Annotated in this window: 18 protein-coding genes and 1 tRNA gene; 6 read left to right on the forward strand and 13 right to left on the reverse strand. The window is 64.9% G+C overall.

The window, feature by feature from the left end:
• Positions 1 to 80: 80 nt before the first annotated feature.
• Positions 81 to 875, reverse strand: coding sequence for an IclR family transcriptional regulator domain-containing protein (locus CEY08_RS16500; RefSeq protein WP_076814711.1), 795 nt, complete (start codon positions 873 to 875; stop codon positions 81 to 83).
• A gap of 97 nt (positions 876 to 972) precedes the next feature.
• On the opposite strand from CEY08_RS16500, the gene CEY08_RS16505 reads away from it, so the two are divergent.
• Together CEY08_RS16505 and CEY08_RS16510 are read left to right on the forward strand one after the other, a co-directional pair.
• On the forward strand, positions 973 to 1,854 hold the full coding sequence (locus CEY08_RS16505) for a TauD/TfdA dioxygenase family protein (protein WP_076814712.1): 882 nt from the start codon (positions 973 to 975) through the stop codon (positions 1,852 to 1,854).
• 23 nt (positions 1,855 to 1,877) lie between these two features.
• Positions 1,878 to 2,840, forward strand: a complete 963-nt coding sequence (locus CEY08_RS16510) for a Bug family tripartite tricarboxylate transporter substrate binding protein (RefSeq protein ID WP_076814714.1) — start codon at positions 1,878 to 1,880, stop codon at positions 2,838 to 2,840.
• 7 nt (positions 2,841 to 2,847) lie between these two features.
• On the opposite strand, the gene mnmH is transcribed toward CEY08_RS16510, so the two are convergent.
• The 7 genes from mnmH to cysS all read right to left on the reverse strand — a co-directional run bounded on the left by mnmH (position 2,848) and on the right by cysS (position 9,949).
• Positions 2,848 to 3,909: a tRNA 2-selenouridine(34) synthase MnmH gene (gene mnmH / locus CEY08_RS16515; RefSeq protein ID WP_076814715.1), complete on the reverse strand. Its 1,062-nt coding sequence runs from the start codon at positions 3,907 to 3,909 to the stop codon at positions 2,848 to 2,850.
• A 192-nt stretch (positions 3,910 to 4,101) separates the two neighbouring features.
• Positions 4,102 to 4,194 (reverse strand) — tRNA-Ser (locus CEY08_RS16520).
• Positions 4,195 to 4,281: 87 nt separating this feature from the next.
• The gene (locus CEY08_RS16525) at positions 4,282 to 5,547 is read right to left on the reverse strand and encodes an aspartate kinase (protein WP_042794477.1); all 1,266 of its coding nucleotides are present in this window, start codon (positions 5,545 to 5,547) and stop codon (positions 4,282 to 4,284) included.
• A 154-nt stretch (positions 5,548 to 5,701) separates the two neighbouring features.
• Positions 5,702 to 6,766 (reverse strand): tRNA lysidine(34) synthetase TilS, encoded by a 1,065-nt coding sequence (gene tilS, locus CEY08_RS16530; protein ID WP_082900559.1) that lies wholly within the window; start codon positions 6,764 to 6,766, stop codon positions 5,702 to 5,704.
• Positions 6,767 to 6,827: 61 nt separating this feature from the next.
• Positions 6,828 to 7,793: an acetyl-CoA carboxylase carboxyltransferase subunit alpha gene (locus CEY08_RS16535; protein WP_042794478.1), complete on the reverse strand. Its 966-nt coding sequence runs from the start codon at positions 7,791 to 7,793 to the stop codon at positions 6,828 to 6,830.
• 36 nt (positions 7,794 to 7,829) lie between these two features.
• The gene (locus CEY08_RS16540) at positions 7,830 to 8,474 is read right to left on the reverse strand and encodes a DNA-3-methyladenine glycosylase family protein (protein WP_042797224.1); all 645 of its coding nucleotides are present in this window, start codon (positions 8,472 to 8,474) and stop codon (positions 7,830 to 7,832) included.
• 20 nt (positions 8,475 to 8,494) lie between these two features.
• Positions 8,495 to 9,949: a cysteine--tRNA ligase gene (cysS, locus tag CEY08_RS16545; RefSeq protein ID WP_076814717.1), complete on the reverse strand. Its 1,455-nt coding sequence runs from the start codon at positions 9,947 to 9,949 to the stop codon at positions 8,495 to 8,497.
• 344 nt (positions 9,950 to 10,293) lie between these two features.
• On the opposite strand from cysS, the gene CEY08_RS16550 reads away from it, so the two are divergent.
• From CEY08_RS16550 to CEY08_RS16560, 3 genes are all read left to right on the forward strand, one after another.
• Complete coding sequence (locus tag CEY08_RS16550; protein WP_042794481.1) at positions 10,294 to 10,977, forward strand: tetratricopeptide repeat protein; 684 nt, start codon at positions 10,294 to 10,296, stop codon at positions 10,975 to 10,977.
• A 134-nt stretch (positions 10,978 to 11,111) separates the two neighbouring features.
• Positions 11,112 to 11,621: a peptidylprolyl isomerase gene (locus tag CEY08_RS16555; protein WP_059372043.1), complete on the forward strand. Its 510-nt coding sequence runs from the start codon at positions 11,112 to 11,114 to the stop codon at positions 11,619 to 11,621.
• Entirely contained in the window at positions 11,614 to 12,387 is a 774-nt protein-coding gene (locus CEY08_RS16560) for a UDP-2,3-diacylglucosamine diphosphatase (RefSeq protein ID WP_063641115.1), read from the forward strand. The genes CEY08_RS16555 and CEY08_RS16560 overlap by 8 nt, the downstream gene beginning before the upstream one ends.
• 88 nt (positions 12,388 to 12,475) lie before the next feature.
• Here the strand turns inward: CEY08_RS16560 and CEY08_RS16565 are convergent, their stop codons facing one another.
• The 4 genes from CEY08_RS16565 to CEY08_RS16580 form a co-directional block, all read right to left on the reverse strand.
• Positions 12,476 to 13,339, reverse strand: a complete 864-nt coding sequence (locus CEY08_RS16565; RefSeq protein WP_042794484.1) for an undecaprenyl-diphosphate phosphatase — start codon at positions 13,337 to 13,339, stop codon at positions 12,476 to 12,478.
• Positions 13,340 to 13,358: 19 nt separating this feature from the next.
• On the reverse strand, positions 13,359 to 14,942 hold the full coding sequence (locus CEY08_RS16570) for a TerC family protein (RefSeq protein ID WP_042794485.1): 1,584 nt from the start codon (positions 14,940 to 14,942) through the stop codon (positions 13,359 to 13,361).
• 187 nt (positions 14,943 to 15,129) lie between these two features.
• Positions 15,130 to 15,579, reverse strand: coding sequence for an azurin (gene azu, locus CEY08_RS16575; RefSeq protein WP_042794486.1), 450 nt, complete (start codon positions 15,577 to 15,579; stop codon positions 15,130 to 15,132).
• A 214-nt stretch (positions 15,580 to 15,793) separates the two neighbouring features.
• A complete protein-coding gene (locus CEY08_RS16580) occupies positions 15,794 to 16,579 on the reverse strand; it encodes an inositol monophosphatase family protein (RefSeq protein ID WP_063641114.1) in 786 nt (261 codons plus the stop codon).
• Between the two features lie 129 nt (positions 16,580 to 16,708).
• On the opposite strand from CEY08_RS16580, the gene CEY08_RS16585 reads away from it, so the two are divergent.
• On the forward strand, positions 16,709 to 17,500 hold the full coding sequence (locus CEY08_RS16585; RefSeq protein WP_076814719.1) for an RNA methyltransferase: 792 nt from the start codon (positions 16,709 to 16,711) through the stop codon (positions 17,498 to 17,500).
• Positions 17,501 to 17,563: 63 nt separating this feature from the next.
• On the opposite strand, the gene CEY08_RS16590 is transcribed toward CEY08_RS16585, so the two are convergent.
• Positions 17,564 to 18,553 carry a Bug family tripartite tricarboxylate transporter substrate binding protein gene (locus tag CEY08_RS16590; RefSeq protein WP_063641112.1) on the reverse strand — a complete coding sequence of 330 codons (990 nt, stop codon included), beginning with the start codon at positions 18,551 to 18,553 and terminating at the stop codon, positions 17,564 to 17,566.
• Between the last annotated feature and the right edge of the window lie 91 nt (positions 18,554 to 18,644).

Consider the following 18,644-nt stretch of genomic DNA (forward strand, 5'->3'; position numbering starts at 1 on the left):
TTGCGTTTAAAAGCAAGCCTTGAATAATAGCGTTATTTCGCAAAGCGTGCAAGTGACGCATCCGCTCCGGGCACATCGGTTCACGCCAGTGCCCCGCTGATCTGCTCCGCCGTGCCGCGCATTTTTTGCAGGAACTTGCCCACGATTTCGGCGCGCTCGTGCCTTGCCAGACTCAAGCTGGTGGTCAACGCTGCAACCACCCGCCCCCTCTCGTCCTTGATCGGCACGGCCAGGCCGCATATGCCCAGCTCCAGATGCTCGCTTGCCAGTGCATACCCCGCCTTTGCTGCGTCTTCGATCGCCTGACGCAACTCCGCAGCCTCAACCAGCGTGTGCTGTGTATGGCGCGCAAACGGCGCCTTGGCGATGAACAGCTCCCGCTCCTGAACGCTCGCGCCCGCCAACAGCACATGGCCGCTGGACGTGGCGTGGGTCGGCAGACGTTCTCCAACTCCCAGGCGCCGTGAAAGCGGACTCGGCATTTCCGCGCGGGCCACATAGACCACGTCTTCGCCATCCAACACCGACACGGTGCAGATCTCGCCCGTGTCGCGCATGAACTCCTCGACGGCATGCCGCGCAATATCGCGCCAGGACAGCGACGACAAATAGGCATAGCCAAGTTCGAGCACCGCCGGCGCCAGGCTGAACCTGCGGTCCTCGGTGCGTGCGTAGCCAAGCGTCACCAGCGTGTAGAGCAAGCGCCTGGCGCCAGCCGGCGTCAGGTTGGCGCGCTGCGCTACTTCACTCAGCGTCAGCGCCTGGTGGCCAGGGCCGAATGCACGGATAACGGCCAGGCCGCGCGCAAAAGCCTCGACGAATTGATCGCCGCCCTTGGGTAAACCCCAAGTTCGTTCACTCGGAATCTTAGGCATGATTATTTCGACAGAAGAAATAATTTTCGATAGTCGAAAAATAATAGCACACCAGGATGCGATTGCGCATCAGTGGCTTGCCATCGGAGGAACGAAAATGATGGAACTCACCCCCGTTTACGCGGGCTTTGTCGCCGAGGTGGCCAATATCGACCTGCGCGCGCCGCTATCGGCGCAGGACATCGAAGCGCTGCGCGGCGCCCTGGATCATTACGCCGTGCTGGTCGTGCCGGACCAGCCCTTGGACGAGGCCGGGCAGATGACCGTGGCGCGGTATTTTGGTCCGCTGGAGACATCGGTGGGCGCATCGGTCTACAACGCGCACCGCCCTCGCCGCCTGAACCACGCCGAGCTTTCCGACATCTCCAACCTGGATGAACGCGGCGGCATTCTGGACAAAGGCGACATTCGCCGCCTTATCAACCTGAGCAACCAGCTCTGGCACACCGACAGTTCCTTCAAGCGCACGCCGGCCAGCGTATCCCTGTTGTCGGCCCAGGAAATCCCGCCCGTCGGCGGCGCCACCGAATTCGCCGACATGCGGGCGGCCTGGGACGCCCTGGACGAAGAACGGCGGCAACGCCTGGCTCCGTTGATCGCGGTGCATGACTACTTTCACTCGCGCGGACTGACGGATTTCGACGTGGGTTCAGTGCCTGACGCCTGGCGCGAGCTCCAGCCGCCCGTGCGGCAAGTCCTCGTGCGCCGGCATGCAGGCACCGGCCGCCGATCCCTCTACATCGCATCGCACATCAGCCGCATAGAGGGCATGGATGATGACGAAAGCCGCGAACTGATCGATGAACTCATGGCCTTCGCCACGCAGCCCCAGTTCGTGTACCGGCACCGCTGGCGCGCCAACGATCTTGTTCTTTGGGACAACCGCTGCACCATGCACCGGGGCGCCGGCTTCGACGAGAAGTATCGCCGATCGATGCGCCGCGCGACGGTGCAGGACATCGGTCCGACCGTCGCCTGAATCCCCACAATCGAGACCCACAAATGTCCAACAAGATGAAGCAAATCGCCGCAGCGCTGGCGCTGGGCGCGGCCTGTCTGAACGCGAGCGCCGCCTTCCCAGACAAACCGATCAATATGGTCGTTCCATTCGGCGCCGGATCCGCGACCGATACGCTGGCGCGCGGCGTTGCCAAGGGCCTGAGCGAACGGCTGGGACAACCGGTCACGGTGGAAAACAAGCCAGGTGCCGGCGGCGGCATAGGCGCCGCGTACGTGGCCCGCAGCGCGCCGGACGGCTATACCGTCCTGATGGGCACCAATGGTCCCATGGCGGCCAATGCCAGCCTGTATCAACGCCTGCCCTATGACCCAGTCAAGGACTTCGCCCCCATCGCGCTGATGGGCCGCCTGCCCATGATCCTGATCGGCAATGCCAGCGCAAAGGCAACGACGCTTCCCGAGCTGGTCGCGGCAGCCAAGGCCCAACCGGGCGCGATCAATTTCGGCGCCAGCAACACCACGGCGCGGGTCTGGGTGGAACTGCTCAGGCACATGGCCGACATCGACGTGACCACAGTGCTGTACAGCAATGTCGGCGGCATGATGACCGACCTCATGAGCGGGCGCATCTCCTATGCCTTCGAGAACGTCGGCCCCTCATTGCCGCAGATTGCCGCAGGCAAGGTGCGCGCCCTGGCCGTGACCACGCCCCAACGCGCCCCGTTTGCTCCCGACATTCCGACGGTGGCCGAGAGCGGCCTGGACCGGCATGAACTGGTGGTGTGGTTTGCGATGTTCGCACCGCGCGACACGCCCGCCCCCATCGTCGAGCGCATCAATGCCGAGGTCAGGCAGGTACTCGACACCGCCGAGCTGCGCCAGCTGTCCGCACAGATCGGCATGACTCCGGCCGCAGGCAGCCCCGCGGATCTCAAGGCCTACCAGGAAGACGAGGTGAAGAACTGGCGCAAGCTGGTCGACATGACGGGCGTGCGCATCGACTGAGCGCGGCTCAGGCGCTGCCAGCCATATCCAGTCTGGCCAGGAGCGCCCTCGCCTGCTCGACCACATCGTCGTCGTTGGGACGGAACTCCAGCGGCAGCGCCCGGGACAACTGCTTGAAATGCGCATGGCAGCTGCGCGCGTAAGCCGGGTCGTAGTGGCGGTCTATCAGTTCCTGCGCCAGCTCGCGGCGCGCGCCGCTATCGACCAAGGCCAGCCATCCAGACACGCGCTCGCGGCTGTGCAGGCCGATCATGCGCTGCAACTGCGCCTTGAGCGATTCTGGATCTTCGAACAGGTGCGCGTAGTCCTGCAGCAGGAAGGTCGCGCGATCCGCGCGGCTGGAGCTCACTTCGACACACGGACTGGCGTGCATCGCCGCAAGCAGCGCGGCCGGCAACGCGACCGCGCCGATCTTGCGGCTTTCCGCTTCGACGAATACTGGCCGCGCCGGATCGAATGCGCGCAAGCGCTGCGCCAGGCGCGTGTCGAAGCCCTTTTGCGAAGGCTGTGCGACACCGGCCCACGCGCCCAGCAGCGACCCGCGATGCGAGGCCAGGCGCTCCAGGTCCAGCGTCTGCGCGCCCGCCTGCTCCAGGGCATTCAGCAATCGCGTCTTGCCGCTGCCAGTGGGGCCGGCCAACACAACGTAGCGCAAGCCGGCGGGCAGGCTTTCCAGGGCGTCCAGCGTGGCCTGGCGATAGGTCTTGTAGCCGCCATCGAGTTGCCGCGCCCGCCAACCTATCATGTTGAACATCGTCGTCATGGAGCCGGAACGGGTGCCGCCGCGCCAGCAATAGATCAACGGGCGCCAGCCCTGGCGCCGGTCCGCGAAGGTCGTGTCCAGGTGCGCCGCGATATTGCGCGCCACCAGCGCGGCGCCCACTCGCGAGGCCTCGAAGGGCGAGACCTGCTTGTACAACGTGCCCACCACCACGCGTTCTTCGTTGCTCAGCACCGGCGCGTTGGTGGCGCCAGGAATATGGTCGTCGGCGAATTCGAGCGGCGTGCGCACATCGATGACTTCGTCGAAATCATCCAGCCGGTCCAGGGTGGCGAGCAGGTGTTTCAAGGGCGGAGCGCGTAAAAGGGAATCTGGAATTCTCTCATGTCGGGGCACGGCGCGTGTCTGACCGCGCAGCGGCACCCAGGCTTGCGGCGCGCCCATATGAACAAAGCCGCGGCCCATGAAAAAACCCGCAATCGCTTGCGCAATTGCGGGTTTTTTATCTCCGGACCAGCCGAAGCCAGATCGGAGAGAATCTGGCGGAGATGGTGGGATTCGAACCCACGATGCAGTTTTTAGCCACATACTCCCTTAGCAGGGGAGCCCCTTCAGCCTCTCGGGCACATCTCCGAAGAGAACGAGATTCTAGCACGACTTTTTTCACTCTTGCCCGCTATGGGGCATTCATCGCAAAAAAAATCGTGCCACAGTCTGGTCTCAGGCCTTTTCAGCGGGCGCCTGGTCCAGGCCGAAGGCCTTGTGCAGCGCGCGCACGCCCAATTCCATGTACTTGTCGTCGATGATCACCGAGGTCTTGATCTCGCTGGTGCTGATCATCTGGATGTTGATGCCTTCTTGCGAAAGCGTCTGGAACATCAGGCTGGCCACGCCCACGTGCGAGCGCATGCCGATGCCGACGATGGAGACCTTGGCGACCTTCTCGTCGGTGGACAGTTCACGCGCGCCCACGGCCGGGATGACTTCGCGCTTGAGCAGGTCGACGGCGCGAGCGAACTCGTTGCGGTTGACGGTGAACGAGAAGTCGGTCGTGCCAGCCACGGACTGGTTCTGCACGATCATGTCGACGTCGATGTTGGCGGCGGCGACCGGACCCAGGATGGAGAAGGCGATGCCGGGCTTGTCCGGAACGGCCAGCAAGGTGATTTTGGCTTCGTCGCGGCTGAAGGCGATGCCGGAGACAACGGCGGCTTCCATTTTTTCGTCTTCCTCAAAAGTAATCAGCGTGCCCGAGACCATTTCTTCTTCGAGCGGGATAAGCGGGTCGGTCAGCGAGGACAGGACCCGGACCGGCACACGGTATTTGCCGGCGAATTCAACCGAGCGGATCTGCAGGACCTTGGAACCCAGCGACGCCATTTCCAGCATTTCCTCGAAGGAAACGACGGCCATGCGGCGCGCTTCGGGCACCACGCGCGGATCGGTCGTGTAGACGCCGTCCACGTCGGTATAGATCAGGCATTCGTCGGCCTTGATGGCGGCCGCCACGGCCACGGCCGAGGTATCGGAACCGCCGCGGCCCAGCGTGGTGATGTGGCCTTCGGGATCGACGCCCTGGAAACCCGTGACGATGACCACGCGGCCTGCGTCCAGATCGGCGCGGATGCGCTCGTCGTCGATCGACGTGATACGCGCCTTCGTGAAGGACGAATCCGTGCGCACGGGCACTTGCCAGCCGGCATAGCTGCGGGCCGGCACGCCAGCGGCTTGCAAGGCAATGGCCAACAGGCCGCTGCTGGCCTGCTCGCCGGTGGCGGCAATCATGTCGAGTTCGCGGCTATCGGGCTGGGGCGAAATTTCGCGCGCCAGGCCGAGCAGGCGATTGGTCTCGCCTGCCATCGCCGACGGAACAACGACAACCTGGTGGCCGGCGGCGTGCCACTTCGCGACGCGACGCGCCACGTTTTTGATGCGCTCGACCGAGCCCATCGAAGTACCGCCATATTTGTGAACGATCAGGGACATCTCGTACTCTGGCTGGGAACCCGCCGCAAAAGGTTGACGGGCAAAGCCGTATATTCTAGCGCGACGGTAAAAAATTGCGCAGCTTGTGCAAAATTCTGTCCGCGCAGCGGTATTTCGGGGACGCCAGGCCGCCAGACGCCCCGCTTGCTCCCGTTCAATGCCGAGGTTCGACCCAGACCCTGCCCCGGTGGCAACGAATGACGTGGCCGGCCTGCTCCACCCGCAGCTGGCGATCATGGCCCAGGCTGTGCAGCCCGCGCAATTGGCGCAACAGGTCGCGCATCCGGGCGTCGGTCGGCATGCGCGCGCCATTCTGCTGCAACCAATACCGCAACACGTGCGCCTGCCGCGCGTCGGAAAGCCCGCGCCAGGCCTGCAAGGAAAAACTGGCTCCATCGGCCGAGGGATCGAGCGCGGCCAAATCCTCCCGCGCCACTTCGTCCAGGATTTGCGCCGCCTCTCCCATGTGCCGCGCATGCCGCGCGACGATGCCGCGCCACCCCGGCCAGCGGGCGTCCAGCACCGGAGCCAGCAATTCGCGCAGGGCGGCGCGCGTGTAGTGGGGATCGGCATTGGTGGGGTCCTGCACGGGCCGCCAGCCGCTGGCTGCCGCTACCGCATCGGCCGCCTGCAGGATCGTGTCGCGGCCGATATCCAGCCACGGACGCAGGTAGACCAGGCCATCGCGCCTGGACACGGGCGCCATGGCCGCCATGCCGGTCAGTCCCGTGCCGCGCAAGAGGCGCAGCAAGACGGTTTCCGCCTGGTCGTTGCGATGATGGGCGAGGAGCACATGCGTGACGTCCTGCTCGCGCGCCAATTGCGCCAGCGCCGCATAGCGCGCATCACGCGCCGCCGCCTCGATGCCCTTGCCCGCCGCCTGTGCCACGTCGACCCTCGCCACGGACAGCGGCAACGCCAACAGCCCGGCCAGCGCCTGGACGTGCTGCGTCCAGGCGTCGGCGGCGGCCTGCAGGCCGTGATGCACATGGAATAGAACGAGGTCGATGCCGAGCTCGCGTGCCACGGGGGCCGCATGCACGGCAAGCATGGCCGAATCCGCGCCGCCGCTAAGCGCTACCGCAATGCGCGGCGCGCGCTCCGGCAGCGCCTGCAAGGCGTGGCGCAAGGCCGCCGCCAGCTCGGCCGACACGGGAAGGGAAGGAACAACGCCCGCCGCGGCCCGAGGCGTGGTGTCGGGCGCTTGGCGGGCGGTCATGGAACAAGGGGCGCGTGGCGCGAAGCCGCGGCGCCGGCAAGCCTGCCGGCGCCCAGCATGCTCAGGCGCGCACTTCCTGGTAGGCGCCGTAGGACAGCAGGCGCTGGACGCGCTGTTCCACGAGCTGCTCGGGTGTCATGCCCTGGAGCTGGCGCAGGGCGTCGCCCAGCGCGCGGCGCAGCAAGCGGGCCATGACGCGCGGGTCGCGGTGGGCGCCGCCCACCGGCTCGTTGACCACGCGGTCCACCAGGCCCAGATCCTTGAGTCGCGGGGCGATGATGGCCAGCGCTTCGGCGGCTTCGGGCGCTTTGTCGGCGCTGCGCCACAGGATCGAGGCGCAGCCTTCCGGCGAGATCACGGCATAGGTCGCGTACTGGAGCATCAGCACGGCATTGCCCACGGCGATGGCCAGGGCCCCGCCGGAGCCGCCTTCACCGATGATGGTGCAGATGACCGGAACCTTCAGTTCGGCCATGGCATAGAGATTGTGGCCGATCGCTTCGGACTGGCCGCGCTCTTCGGCGCCGATGCCGGGATAGGCGCCCGGGGTATCCACGAACGTGAACACCGGAATGCCGAATTTCTCGGCCAGGCGCATCAGGCGCAGGGCCTTGCGATAGCCCTCCGGACGCGGCATGCCGAAATTGCGGGCGGCGCGTTCCTTGGTGTCGCGGCCCTTCTGATGGCCAATGACCATGCAGGGCGTGCCGTTGAAACGCGCCAGGCCGCCCACGATGGACTGGTCGTCGGCGTACATGCGGTCGCCGTGCAGTTCGTGGAAATCGGTGAACATTTCGCGCACGTAGTCCAGCGTGTAGGGACGCTGGGGATGGCGGGCGACCAGGGCCGTTTGCCAAGGCGTGAGCTTGGCGTAGATTTCCTTGGCCAAGGTCTGGCTCTTCTGCTGCAGACGTCCGATCTCGTCGGAGATGTCTACGGCCGAATCGGCCTGCACGTAGCGCAGCTGCTCGATCTTGTTCTCAAGCTCGGCGAGCGGTTGTTCGAATTCCAGAAATGTATTGCGCATGTAGTGTGGTTCCGTAGATGGGCTGCCTGGCGTGCGTCAGTACTGAACCGGAGTCGGTTCCAGACTGCGCCACAGATACCAGGTCGCCACGGTACGCCAGGGTTGCCACGCCAACGAGACTTCGCGAGCCTCGAAGCGCGAGACAGGCTCGCCGCTGAAATAGTGTAGCGAGATTGCCTTGAGCAACCCAGGATCATCCAGCGGCAGGACATCAGGCCGCTGCAGATTGAAAATCAAAAACATCTCCGCCGTCCAGCGCCCGATGCCCCGGATGGCGGTCAATTCGGAAATGACGGCTTCGTCGTCCATTGCCGCCCATTTCTCGGGATGGACCCGGCGTTCGCCGAAATGCACGGCAAGGTCCAGGACGTACTCGGCCTTGCGCTGCGACAGCCCCGCCGCGCGCAGGCCGTCCAGGCCCACCCGCAACACGGCCACAGGCGTGGGCCGTTTGCCCACGGCTTCGATGAACCGGGTCCAGACGGCGTCGGCCGCCTTGCTGGACACCTGCTGTCCGATGATCGCCCGCGCCAGCGTCACGAAAGGCGAGCCGCGCGAGGTTAGCCAGACCTCGGGGTGCTGGGGAATGATCTTCTTGAGGATGCGGTCGCGCCGCATCAGGTGGGCTACGGCGGCTTCCCAATACTCGGGCTTGGGAATCTCGAGGTCGACGGTGGACATGGCGGGCGTATCCTGCGGGTTCAAGCCCGACGCCATTGCGTCACGCCGCCCGGTTTGTCGTCGAGTTCGATGCCGGCCTCGCGCAGCTCCGCGCGGATACGGTCGGCTTCCGCGAAATTGCGGGCCGCCTTGGCGGCCGCGCGCGCATCGATCAGGGACTGGATGGCGACCGCGTCCAGCTCGCGGCGGTCGCCCTGCTCCATCGCTGCCGCCGAATAGCGGGTAGGCGACTGGAAATACGCCGCCGGCTCCTGCTGCAGCAGGCCCAGCAGCGACGCCAGCGCCTTCAACTGCCCGGCGCTGCGCGCGCTCTTGCTGCGATTGGCCTCCGAGGCCAGTTCGAACAGCGCCGCCACGGCGCCCGAGCTGTTGAAGTCGTCGTCCATGGCCGCCTTGAAGGCCTGGGCTTGCGGCTCGTTCCAGTCGATGCCCTGGGCATCGGCGGGGACGTTCTGCAGCGCCTGGTACAGACGGTCGAGCGCGTTCTGCGCGTCGACCAGGTTGTCCGGCGTGTAGTTCTGCGAGCTGCGGTAGTGATTGCGCACGATGAAGAAGCGCACCATTTCCGCTTCGCGCGGGTTGACGCGGTACACCGCCTGGTCGGCCGCGGGCTCGTCCTGTGCGATGGTCTGGCGGATCGTGCGGAAATTGCCGAGCGACTTGGACATCTTGTCCGAATCGACCATGAGCGGGCCGCAGTGCATCCAGATATTGGCGAGCGTGCCGCCGAAGGCGCCCTCGGTCTGGGCGATCTCGTTTTCGTGGTGCGGGAACTTCAGGTCCGGACCGCCGCCATGGATATCCAACGGCAGGCCCAGCAGCGACTTGCTCATGGCCGAGCACTCGATATGCCAGCCCGGACGGCCCAGGCCATAGGGCGATTCCCACTTGGTGTCGTCCGGCTCGTCCGCCTTGGCGGACTTCCACAGCACGAAATCCAGCGGATCGCGCTTGGCCGAACCCACCGCCACGCGCTCGCCGGCGCGCAGGTCGTCCAGCGTCTTGCCGGACAGCTTGCCGTATCCCGGGAAGCCGCGGACGGAGTAGTTCACGTCGCCATCATCGGCCTGGTAGGCCAGGCCGTTCTGCTCGAGCTTGCCGATGATGTCCAGCATCTCGCCGACATACTCGGTCGCGCGCGGCTCGCGGTCCGGCGACTGGACGCCCAGGGCGCGCTCGTCGGCGTGCATGGCGTCGATGTAGAACTCGGTGACTTCGCCGAGGCGGCGGTTGGTCTCGACGGCGCGGCGGATGATCTTGTCGTCGATATCCGTGATGTTGCGCACATAGTCCACCGCCAGGCCGCTGGCGCGCAGCCAGCGCTGCACGATGTCGAAGGACACCAGCATGCGGGCATGGCCCAGGTGGCAGAAGTCATAGACGGTCATGCCACACACGTACATGCGCACCTGACCGGCCTGGGCCGGCTTGAACGGTTCTTTGGTACGCGACAACGTGTTGTAGATTTGCAGCATGGCGCTTATAGACTTTATCCAAGTTTTCCGTGGCGGTTACGGAAAGTTGTTGCCGAAGGACAATACCTTCGACGTGTACCGCCGGGTCCGCTATCGATCCCGCATTGCGGCCCCGAGCCATAATCTCACTGGCGCGGACCATTCCGAGCCCCGCAGTTCGAATCCGGCTTTGAAGTCGGGCTCGAGCCGGATTTCAAACCCGCCCTGATGAACGAATCGCCGGGGTTCGTCCCCAATGTCGAGCCAAAACCCAACCGGGGCTAAAATGGCGGTCGTCAAGTATAGCAAGCGGCCCGGTCGCGCGCGTGAGCGTCGACCTGCCACGACTTTTAACGGATGCCCAAGTGACTATCAAGCCGCGCTTTCGCGTCGCCCTGCTCGCCCTGGCCCTTGCGGGCGCGCCGGTTGGAGCCGCTCTGGCCCAGTCGATGGCGGGCGGCGGTGGAACGAATCCCAACGCCAACCGCACCACCCTGGATCCCATTCCGCCCGAAGGCGGCTGGGACAGCCTGGCCAAATTGCTGGAAGCGGCCCAGCCCAGCGTCGACACGCGCCTGACGCCCTCGCCGTCGCAGATCACGACGCACATCGAGCGCCTGCTGAATCGCGGCGACAACGAAGAAGCGCTCGCCATGATCGAAAAGCGCCAGGAGCAGATCAAGGACCAGCGGGGCACCGACGTGCAGCTGATGTTCCAGCACGCGCGCGCGCTGGCAGCCCTGAACCGCAGCAACGAGGCCATCGACGTCTACACCGAGATGACCAACCGCTTTCCGGAATTGCCGGAACCTTGGAACAACCTGGCGGCTCTATATGCTGCCCGGGGCGAACTCGACCGGGCGCAAGATGCGCTCTCGATGGCCCTGCGCGCCGACCCCAACTATGCCGCCGCCCGCGCCAATATGGGCGACCTGCAACTTCTGCAGGCCTTGAACACCTACAAGAAGGCCGCCCGCGATGGCGTGCCCGGTATGCAGGACAAGGTCCGCGAAGTCGAAACCATGCTGAAGGATAAACACGGCAAATGATGTCCCGCTACTCCCCCCTACACCTGCTGCGCCTGACGGCGTGCTCGTTCGCGCTGGCTGCATTCGCCCCAGCGCTCGTCAGCGCCGCCCCCGCGGCCAATTCCTCCACCTCCACCTCTGAAGGCACAAAAGCCATGAGCACCAACCCCCGCGTCAAGCTCCAAACGAACCAAGGCGACATGGTCATCACGCTGGATGCCGCCAAGGCTCCCAAGACCGTCGAGAATTTCCTGACCTACGTCAAGGAAGGCTTCTACAACGGCACGGTGTTTCACCGCGTGATCGATGGCTTCATGATCCAGGGCGGCGGCTTCGAACCCGGCATGAAGCAGAAGCAGACCCATGCTCCGATCGAAAACGAAGCCAACAACGGCCTGAAGAACGACAAGTACACCCTGGCCATGGCCCGCACCAGCGATCCGCACTCGGCCACGGCGCAGTTCTTCATCAACGTCTCCAACAACGACTTCCTGAACTTCACCGCGCCCACGCCCAACGGCTGGGGCTATGCCGTGTTCGGCACCGTGACCGAAGGCACGGACGTGGTCGACAAGATCAAGGGCGTGAAGACCGGCAACAAGGGCTTCCACCAGAACGTCCCCAACGACGACGTGATCATCGAGAAGGCCGAAGTTCTTGAATAAGATCGCCCTGTCCGGCCCCATCTGGCTGGCGTCCGACCTGCATCTGGGGCCGGCCACGCCGGCCACCTCGGAGGCCTTCCTGGCCTTCCTGGAGGCCGCGCGGGAGGAAGCCGGCGCCCTGCTGCTGCCGGGCGACATCTTCGATGCCTGGATCGGCGACGATGTGATCCGCGCCGCGCCGCCGTGGCTCGCCACGGCGCTGACGGCGCTGCGCGACACCGCCAGCCGCATTCCGGTGTGGCTGGGCCGCGGCAACCGCGACTTCCTCATTGGGGAAGAGTTGGCCCAGGCCCTGGGCGCCAAGCTGCTGCCCGAGCCGGCGCTGCTGGAAACGGATTACGGCCAGGTCTTGCTGACCCACGGCGACGAGTTCTGTACGGACGACGCCGCCTACCAGCAATTCCGCAAGATGGTCCGCGATCCCCGCTGGCAGGCTGAGTTCCTGTCCAAGACGATCCCCGAACGGCTGGCCATGGCACAGCAGGCCCGGGGCGAAAGCCAGGCGGCCAACCAGATGAAGTCCATGGAAATCATGGACGTCAACGCCGCCGCCATCGTATCGGTCTTCCGCGAGACCGGCGTACGCGTCCTGGTGCATGGCCATACCCATCGCCCGGCCCGCCACGTGCTGGAAGTGGATGGCAAGAAGCGTGAACGCTGGGTGCTGCCCGACTGGGACTGCGACCACGTCTCGCCCGCCCGCGGCGGCTGGCTGGTCATCGACCGCGACGGCCTGCAGTTCTACGACCTGGAAACGGAAGCGTAGCGCCCCCGCGCTCCACCGCATGACCGAAAACGACAAGGGCCGCATTTGCGGCCCTTGTCATTGGTGCTGGCAACAAGCGCCAGCCGGCTCAGCGGGTAAAGATCCAGGCCGCGACCACGCCGCCGAACACGATCCGGTACCACGCAAACACGCGATAGGTGTGGTTGGCGACAAAGCGCAGCACGGCGCGCACCACGACCATCGCGCTCAGGAAGGCGGCAATAAAGCCCACCGCGATGCCCGACAGGTCGTGCTGGGTGAGCACGTCGAAGTTCTTGTACATGTCGTAGACCGCCGCGCCCAGCATGGTGGGCATGGCGAGGAAGAACGAGAACTCGGTGGCCGTCTTGCGCTGGATGCCCGCAATCATGCCGCCGATGATGGTGGCGCCCGAACGCGAGGTGCCAGGGATCATGGCCAGGCATTGCGCCACGCCCACGCCCAATGCCTGCTTCCAGGAAATCTGCTCCAGCGTGCGAGCCGTGGCGCGCTCGTCGGAAGCCGTATCGTCCGCCGCGCCGGGCACGTCGCCCGGCGTATGGTGGGTCTTGCGTTCCACGTAAAGCATGATCAGGCCGCCCAGCACCAGCGTCACGACCACCACGGCGGGATGGTAGAAGATGCCCTTGATGGCCTTGATGAAGATCGCGCCGATGACGGCTGCGGGCAAGAAGGCAATGATCAGGTTGCGGGTGAAGGCCACCTCGCTGGGCACGCCGGTCAGCGTGCCGCGGATCAGCGTCAGCAGGCGCGCGCGGAACACCCACATCACCGCCAGGATGGACCCCAGCTGGATCACCACTTCGAAGACCTTGCCCTGGCTGGACTGGAAATTGATCCAGTCGCCCACCAGGATGAGGTGCCCAGTGCTGGACACGGGAATGAACTCCGTCAGGCCCTCAATGATGCCCAGGACGAAAGCTTTGAACAGATATAGAGTGTTTTCGGTCACGATGGCAGGTCGGTTCCAGTTAATCGTTGGCTAGGGATTCGTCGTCGGCGAGCATTTCCTGCGGCCGCTTCTCCACGCGCACCAGCGCGATGCGGCGGCCGTCCATTTCCAGGACTTCAAAGCGGAAATGCTCGTGATGAATTTCGTACTCGCAGACGTCGCCCGGCTTGGGCAAGTGCCCGAAGCGCGACAGCAGATATCCCGCCAGGGTTGAAAAATCCTGGGCGTCATCGACCAGGCCCTCGGTTTCCAGCACTTGCTCGACATGGTGCAGGTCGGCCGCACCGTCGATTTTCCAGGTGTTCTCGCCGTCGGCGACGATGTCTGGCAGTTCGTCCTCGTCGGGGAATTCGCCGGCGATCGCCTCGAAGACGTCGATGGGCGTCACCAGGCCTTCGATCGCCCCGAACTCGTCCGCCACCAGCACCAGCTGGCCGCGCGAGCGCTTGAGCGTGTCCATGAGGCGCAGGATGCCGATGGACTCATGCACGATAATGGGGTCGCGCAGGCGGTTGCGACGCACCCTGCCCTCGGTGATGAGGTCCGCCACCAGGTCCTTGGCGCGGCCAATGCCCAGCACCTCGTCCAGCGACCCCCTGCACACGGGGAAAAAGCTGTGCGGCGCTTCGGTCAGCTGGTGACGGATGGTTTCCGGGTCGTCGTCGATATTGATCCAGGAGACGTCCGTGCGCGGCGTCATGATCGAGCGGATGGAACGTTCGGCCAGCGTCAGCACGCCGCTGACCATATTGCGTTCCTCGACCCCGAAGGCGGGAATGGCCGGACCGTCCGCGCTGGGCAGGTCGGGCTCGTCCGCTGGCGGCCGCTTGCCCAGCATGCGCAACACGGCGGAGGCGGTGCGCTCGCGCATGGGGCGGCGCGCATCCAGCTTGAGCAGGTTGCGGCGCGCCACCTGGTTGAGCGCCTCGATGGCGACCGAGAAGCCGATGGCGGCATACAGATAGCCCTTGGGCACCTTGAAGCCGAAGGCCTCCGCCAGCAGCGAAAAGCCGATCATGAGGAGGAAGCCAAGGCACAGCACCACTACCGTGGGGTGGGCATTGACGAAGCGCGTCAGCGGCTTGGACGCCAGCAGCATGATGCCGATGGCGATGACGACGGCGATCATCATGATGGCCAGATGGTCCACCATGCCTACCGCGGTGATGACGGAGTCCAGCGAGAACACCGCATCCAGCACCACGATCTGCGTCACGATCACCCAGAAGCTGGCATACACGCGCGGGCCCGACGAGCCGCCGTGCTGGGAGCCCTCCAGGCGCTCGTGCAGTTCCATGGTGCCCTTGAACAGCAGGAACAGGCCGCCGATCATCAGGATCAGGTCGCGGCCCGAGAACGATAGCGGGCCGATGGAAAACAGGGGGGTGGTCAGCGTGACCAGCCATGACATGACCGACAAGAGGCCAAGACGCATGATGAGCGCCAGGCTCAGGCCCATGATGCGCGCGCGGTCGCGTTGCGCAGGGGGCAGCTTGTCCGCCAGGATGGCGATGAAAATCAGGTTATCGATCCCCAGGACGATCTCAAGGATGACCAGGGTAAGCAAGCCGACCCACGCAGTGGGGTCCAGCAGCCACTCCATCAGGAGCTCCAGAAGTTACACGACCGGTAATCGTACATGGAAAATCCGTGACACGCCGGTGACGCGCCCCCTCCGTATGCCTGATGTACACGGGGTTTAAGCCTTGGGAACCCGGGCATTGCGGGCCTGGACGGATCTCGCAAAGCAAAAAAAACCGGCCTGGAGCCGGTTTTTGCGCGGAGGAGGATCAGCTGCCGAGCTTGAGCGTGCCCTTCATCACGGCCCAGTGGCCCGGGAAAGAGCAGAAGTAGGCATAGGCCTCGCCGGGAGTCAGCTTGGAAACGTCGAAAGTCACGGAATCGGACTCACCGCCCCCAATGACCTTGGTATGCGCGATGACGCGGGTATCGCCCGCCTTCACGTAGTCCTGCGCCGGACCCGCAGTCATGCCCTCGGTGGCCACCGCGGTCTTGTCGGCGTCCTTGGTGAGCACCCAGTTGTGGCCCATGGCGGTCTTGGGCAACTTGCCGACGTGCTTGAGATGCACGGTGAATTGCTTGCAGCTCTTGTCGACGACCATCTCGCTCACGTTGTACTGCATGGCGTCGTTACTCTCGATGGTCGCCTCGCACTGGGCGGCAAACACGGGCAGGCTGGCTGCGGACAGGGTGATGGCTAGGGTGGCTTTTGCCAGCATGGGAACTTCTCCGTAAACGTCGCGGCCTTCATACACGCGAGGCAAATGCCTGCGCCGCCGCCACCCACAAGTCTAGAGCCGCACCGGCGCAGTGCCATTGATGGACATCAATCGCGCCGCGTTCAGTCTTCGGGATCAAGCCCATGCGCAGCGGCCGCCCATGAAAAAACCGGCCCCCGGGGCCGGTGTTTCCTTATGGCGGAGGCGCCCCGCTTCAGGCCGCCGAAGGCGGGTTCAACGAAGACAGCATCTGCGTGAAGATCTTCGGGCTGGCGGCCAGCACATTGCCGGTGTCCATCCAGCCTTGCTCGCCGTCGAAGTCCGCGACCAGGCCGCCAGCCTCCAGCACCATCAGGCTGCCCGCAGCCAGGTCCCAGGACTTCAGGCCAACGCCGCAGAAGCCGTCCAGGCGGCCGCACGCCACGTAGGCCAGATCCAGCACCGTGGAACCCAGGCGGCGTACGCCAGTGCTGCCTTCGGCCATCTGGCGAAAACGCGCGGAGCCTTGCTCCGGGTCGCCGGAATTGGGCCAATGGGCGCCCAGCAGGGCCTCGTGGTAGCGGGTGCGGCCCGACACGCGCACGCGGCGGTCGTTCAGGAACGTGCCGCTGCCGCGGCTGGCCGTGAAGAGTTCATTGCGGGTGGGGTCATAGATGACCGCCTGCGTGACCTGGCCGCGCTGCGTCAACGCAATGGACACGGCGTAGTTGGGCAGGCCATGGATGAAGTTCGTGGTGCCGTCCAGGGGATCGATGATCCACTGGAATTCAGCCTGGTCGGGGCCTTGCAGGCCGAATTCCTCGCCCAGGACGGCGTGGTCCGGGTACGCGGCGCGCAGCGTCTCGACGATCGACTCCTCGGCGGCGCGATCGACTTCCGTGACATAATCCCGCGGCCCCTTGCGAGCCACGCTGAGTCGTTCCAAATCCATGCTGGCACGGTTGATAATGGTGCCGGCACGCCGGGCCGCCTTGATGGCGATGTTGAGCATCGGGTGCATAAAATTCCGTACGAATGCGATGAGTTGGCTTGATGGTAGGCCGCTTGCCGCCCCCCGGTCCGCCGCTCCCCAACCGGGGAAATCGACCCAAAAAACCAGGAAGGCACTAAGCCAAACGTGCCATTTTAAATGACTCAAGCATTTTCACGTGTTCGGTTCATCATGGTGAACCCCAGCCACCCCGGAAACGTGGGTTCGGCGGCCCGCGCCATCAAGACGATGGGATTCTCCGAACTGGTCCTGGTCGAGCCCAAATTTCCAGATGTAACAAGCCAACCGGAGGCCGTGGCGCTGGCCAGCGGCGCGTTGGACGTGCTGGAAAATGCCCGGATCCACGCTACTTTGGAAGAGGCGCTGGCGCCCGTCACCATGGCTTTCGCGTTGACCGCCCGCGTGCGCGACCTGGGCCCGCCGCCCTGCGATATCCGCCAGGCCGCCGACCTGGCCCGCGTCCACCTGGGCGAAACCGCCGAGGGCGTGGCCGCCGTGGTGCTGGGCACGGAACGCGCCGGGCTCACCAACGCCCAGATCGCGCTGTGTCACCGTATCTGCCACATCCCGGCCAATCCCGAATACAGCTCGCTGAACGTGGCCCAGGCGCTGCAACTGGCTGCCTGGGAGCTGCGCTACGCACTGCTGGTGGACCAGGGCGCGGCGCTGCTGCCCGCCTCCACCGCGCAAGAAGCGCCGCGCGGCGCGGCCCCGGCCTCCAGCGAAGCCGTCCAGGCCTTCCTGGCGCACTGGGAAGAAGCACTGATCGGCGTGCAGTTCCTGGATCCGGCGCACCCCAAGAAGCTGATGCCGCGCATGCGCCATCTGTTCTCCCGCCATGCCTTGAGCCGCGACGAAGTGGACATGATGCGTGGCGTCTGCACCGCCATGCTGGCCACCGCGCGCCGCAACGACGGAACAAAAAAATAGGGGCAGGCTCGCGCCTGTCCCCTGCAAGGTTTGCCGGGCGGCTCGCCGCCCGGAAATCGAAAATCAGTCCACCTTGGCGCCCGAGGCCTTGACCACGGGGGCCCAGCCTTCGACTTCCGACTTGATGAACTGGCCGAATTCGGCCGGCGTCGTCTTGACGCCCACCGCACCCAGGCTCTCGAAGCTTTTCTGCACTTCGGGCTTGTCCAGCGCCTTGACCATGGCTGCATTGAGCTTGTTCACGACCTCGGGCGGCGTGCCGGCCGGCGCGATCATGCCGAACCAGGAAGACACGTCGAAATCGGCAAAACCCGCTTCCTGCATCGTGGGCAGATCCGGGGCGCTCTTGGAGCGTTCCTTGGTCGTCACAGCCAGGGCGCGCAGCTTGCCCGATTGCACGTGCGGCCAGGACGAGGGCATGTTGTCGAACATGAATTGCACCTGGCCACCGATCAGGTCGGTCACGGCCGGCGCGCTGCCTTTGTACGGGACGTGCAGCACGTCGATGCCGGTCCTCATCTTGAAGAGCTCGCCCGCCATGTGGATGGAGGTGCCGCTGCCGGACGACGCGAACGCCAGCTTGCCGGGATTCTTCTTGGCGTAGTCCACCAATTCCTGCACCGTCTTCACGGGCACTTGGGGGTTCACCACCAGGATGTTCGGCACCTTGGCGCCCAGGGCCACGGGCGTAAAGTCCTTGGTCAGGTCAAAGTTGACATTCTTGTACAGCGTCTGGTTGATGGCGCTGGTCACGGCCACGAACAGCAGCGTGTAACCGTCGGGGTCTGCGCGCTTTACCTGGTCGGTGGCGATATTGCTGCCGGCGCCCGGCTTGTTCTCGACCACGAAGGACTGGCCGAGGCTCTCGGTCAGTTCCTTGGCCATGATGCGAGCAATCACGTCGGTGGTGCCACCCGCGGAAAAACCGACCACGATACGGACGGGCTTGTCGGGGTAGGCGGCATGGGCGGAGCCCAGGGCGAATGCGCTTGCGGCGGTAGCCAGAAGGGTGGCGGCGATGCGCCGCAGTCCAGGCTTTTGACCTGTAGTCATAGTGTCTCCGTGCGGGTACTGTCCATTGAATGGACGATTTGAATTGTTCGATGCTGCATTCTGAGCTATACACAGGCACCACATCAAGGTA

Source organism: Achromobacter insolitus, from assembly GCF_002209555.1.
Lineage (GTDB): Bacteria > Pseudomonadota > Gammaproteobacteria > Burkholderiales > Burkholderiaceae_B > Achromobacter > Achromobacter insolitus.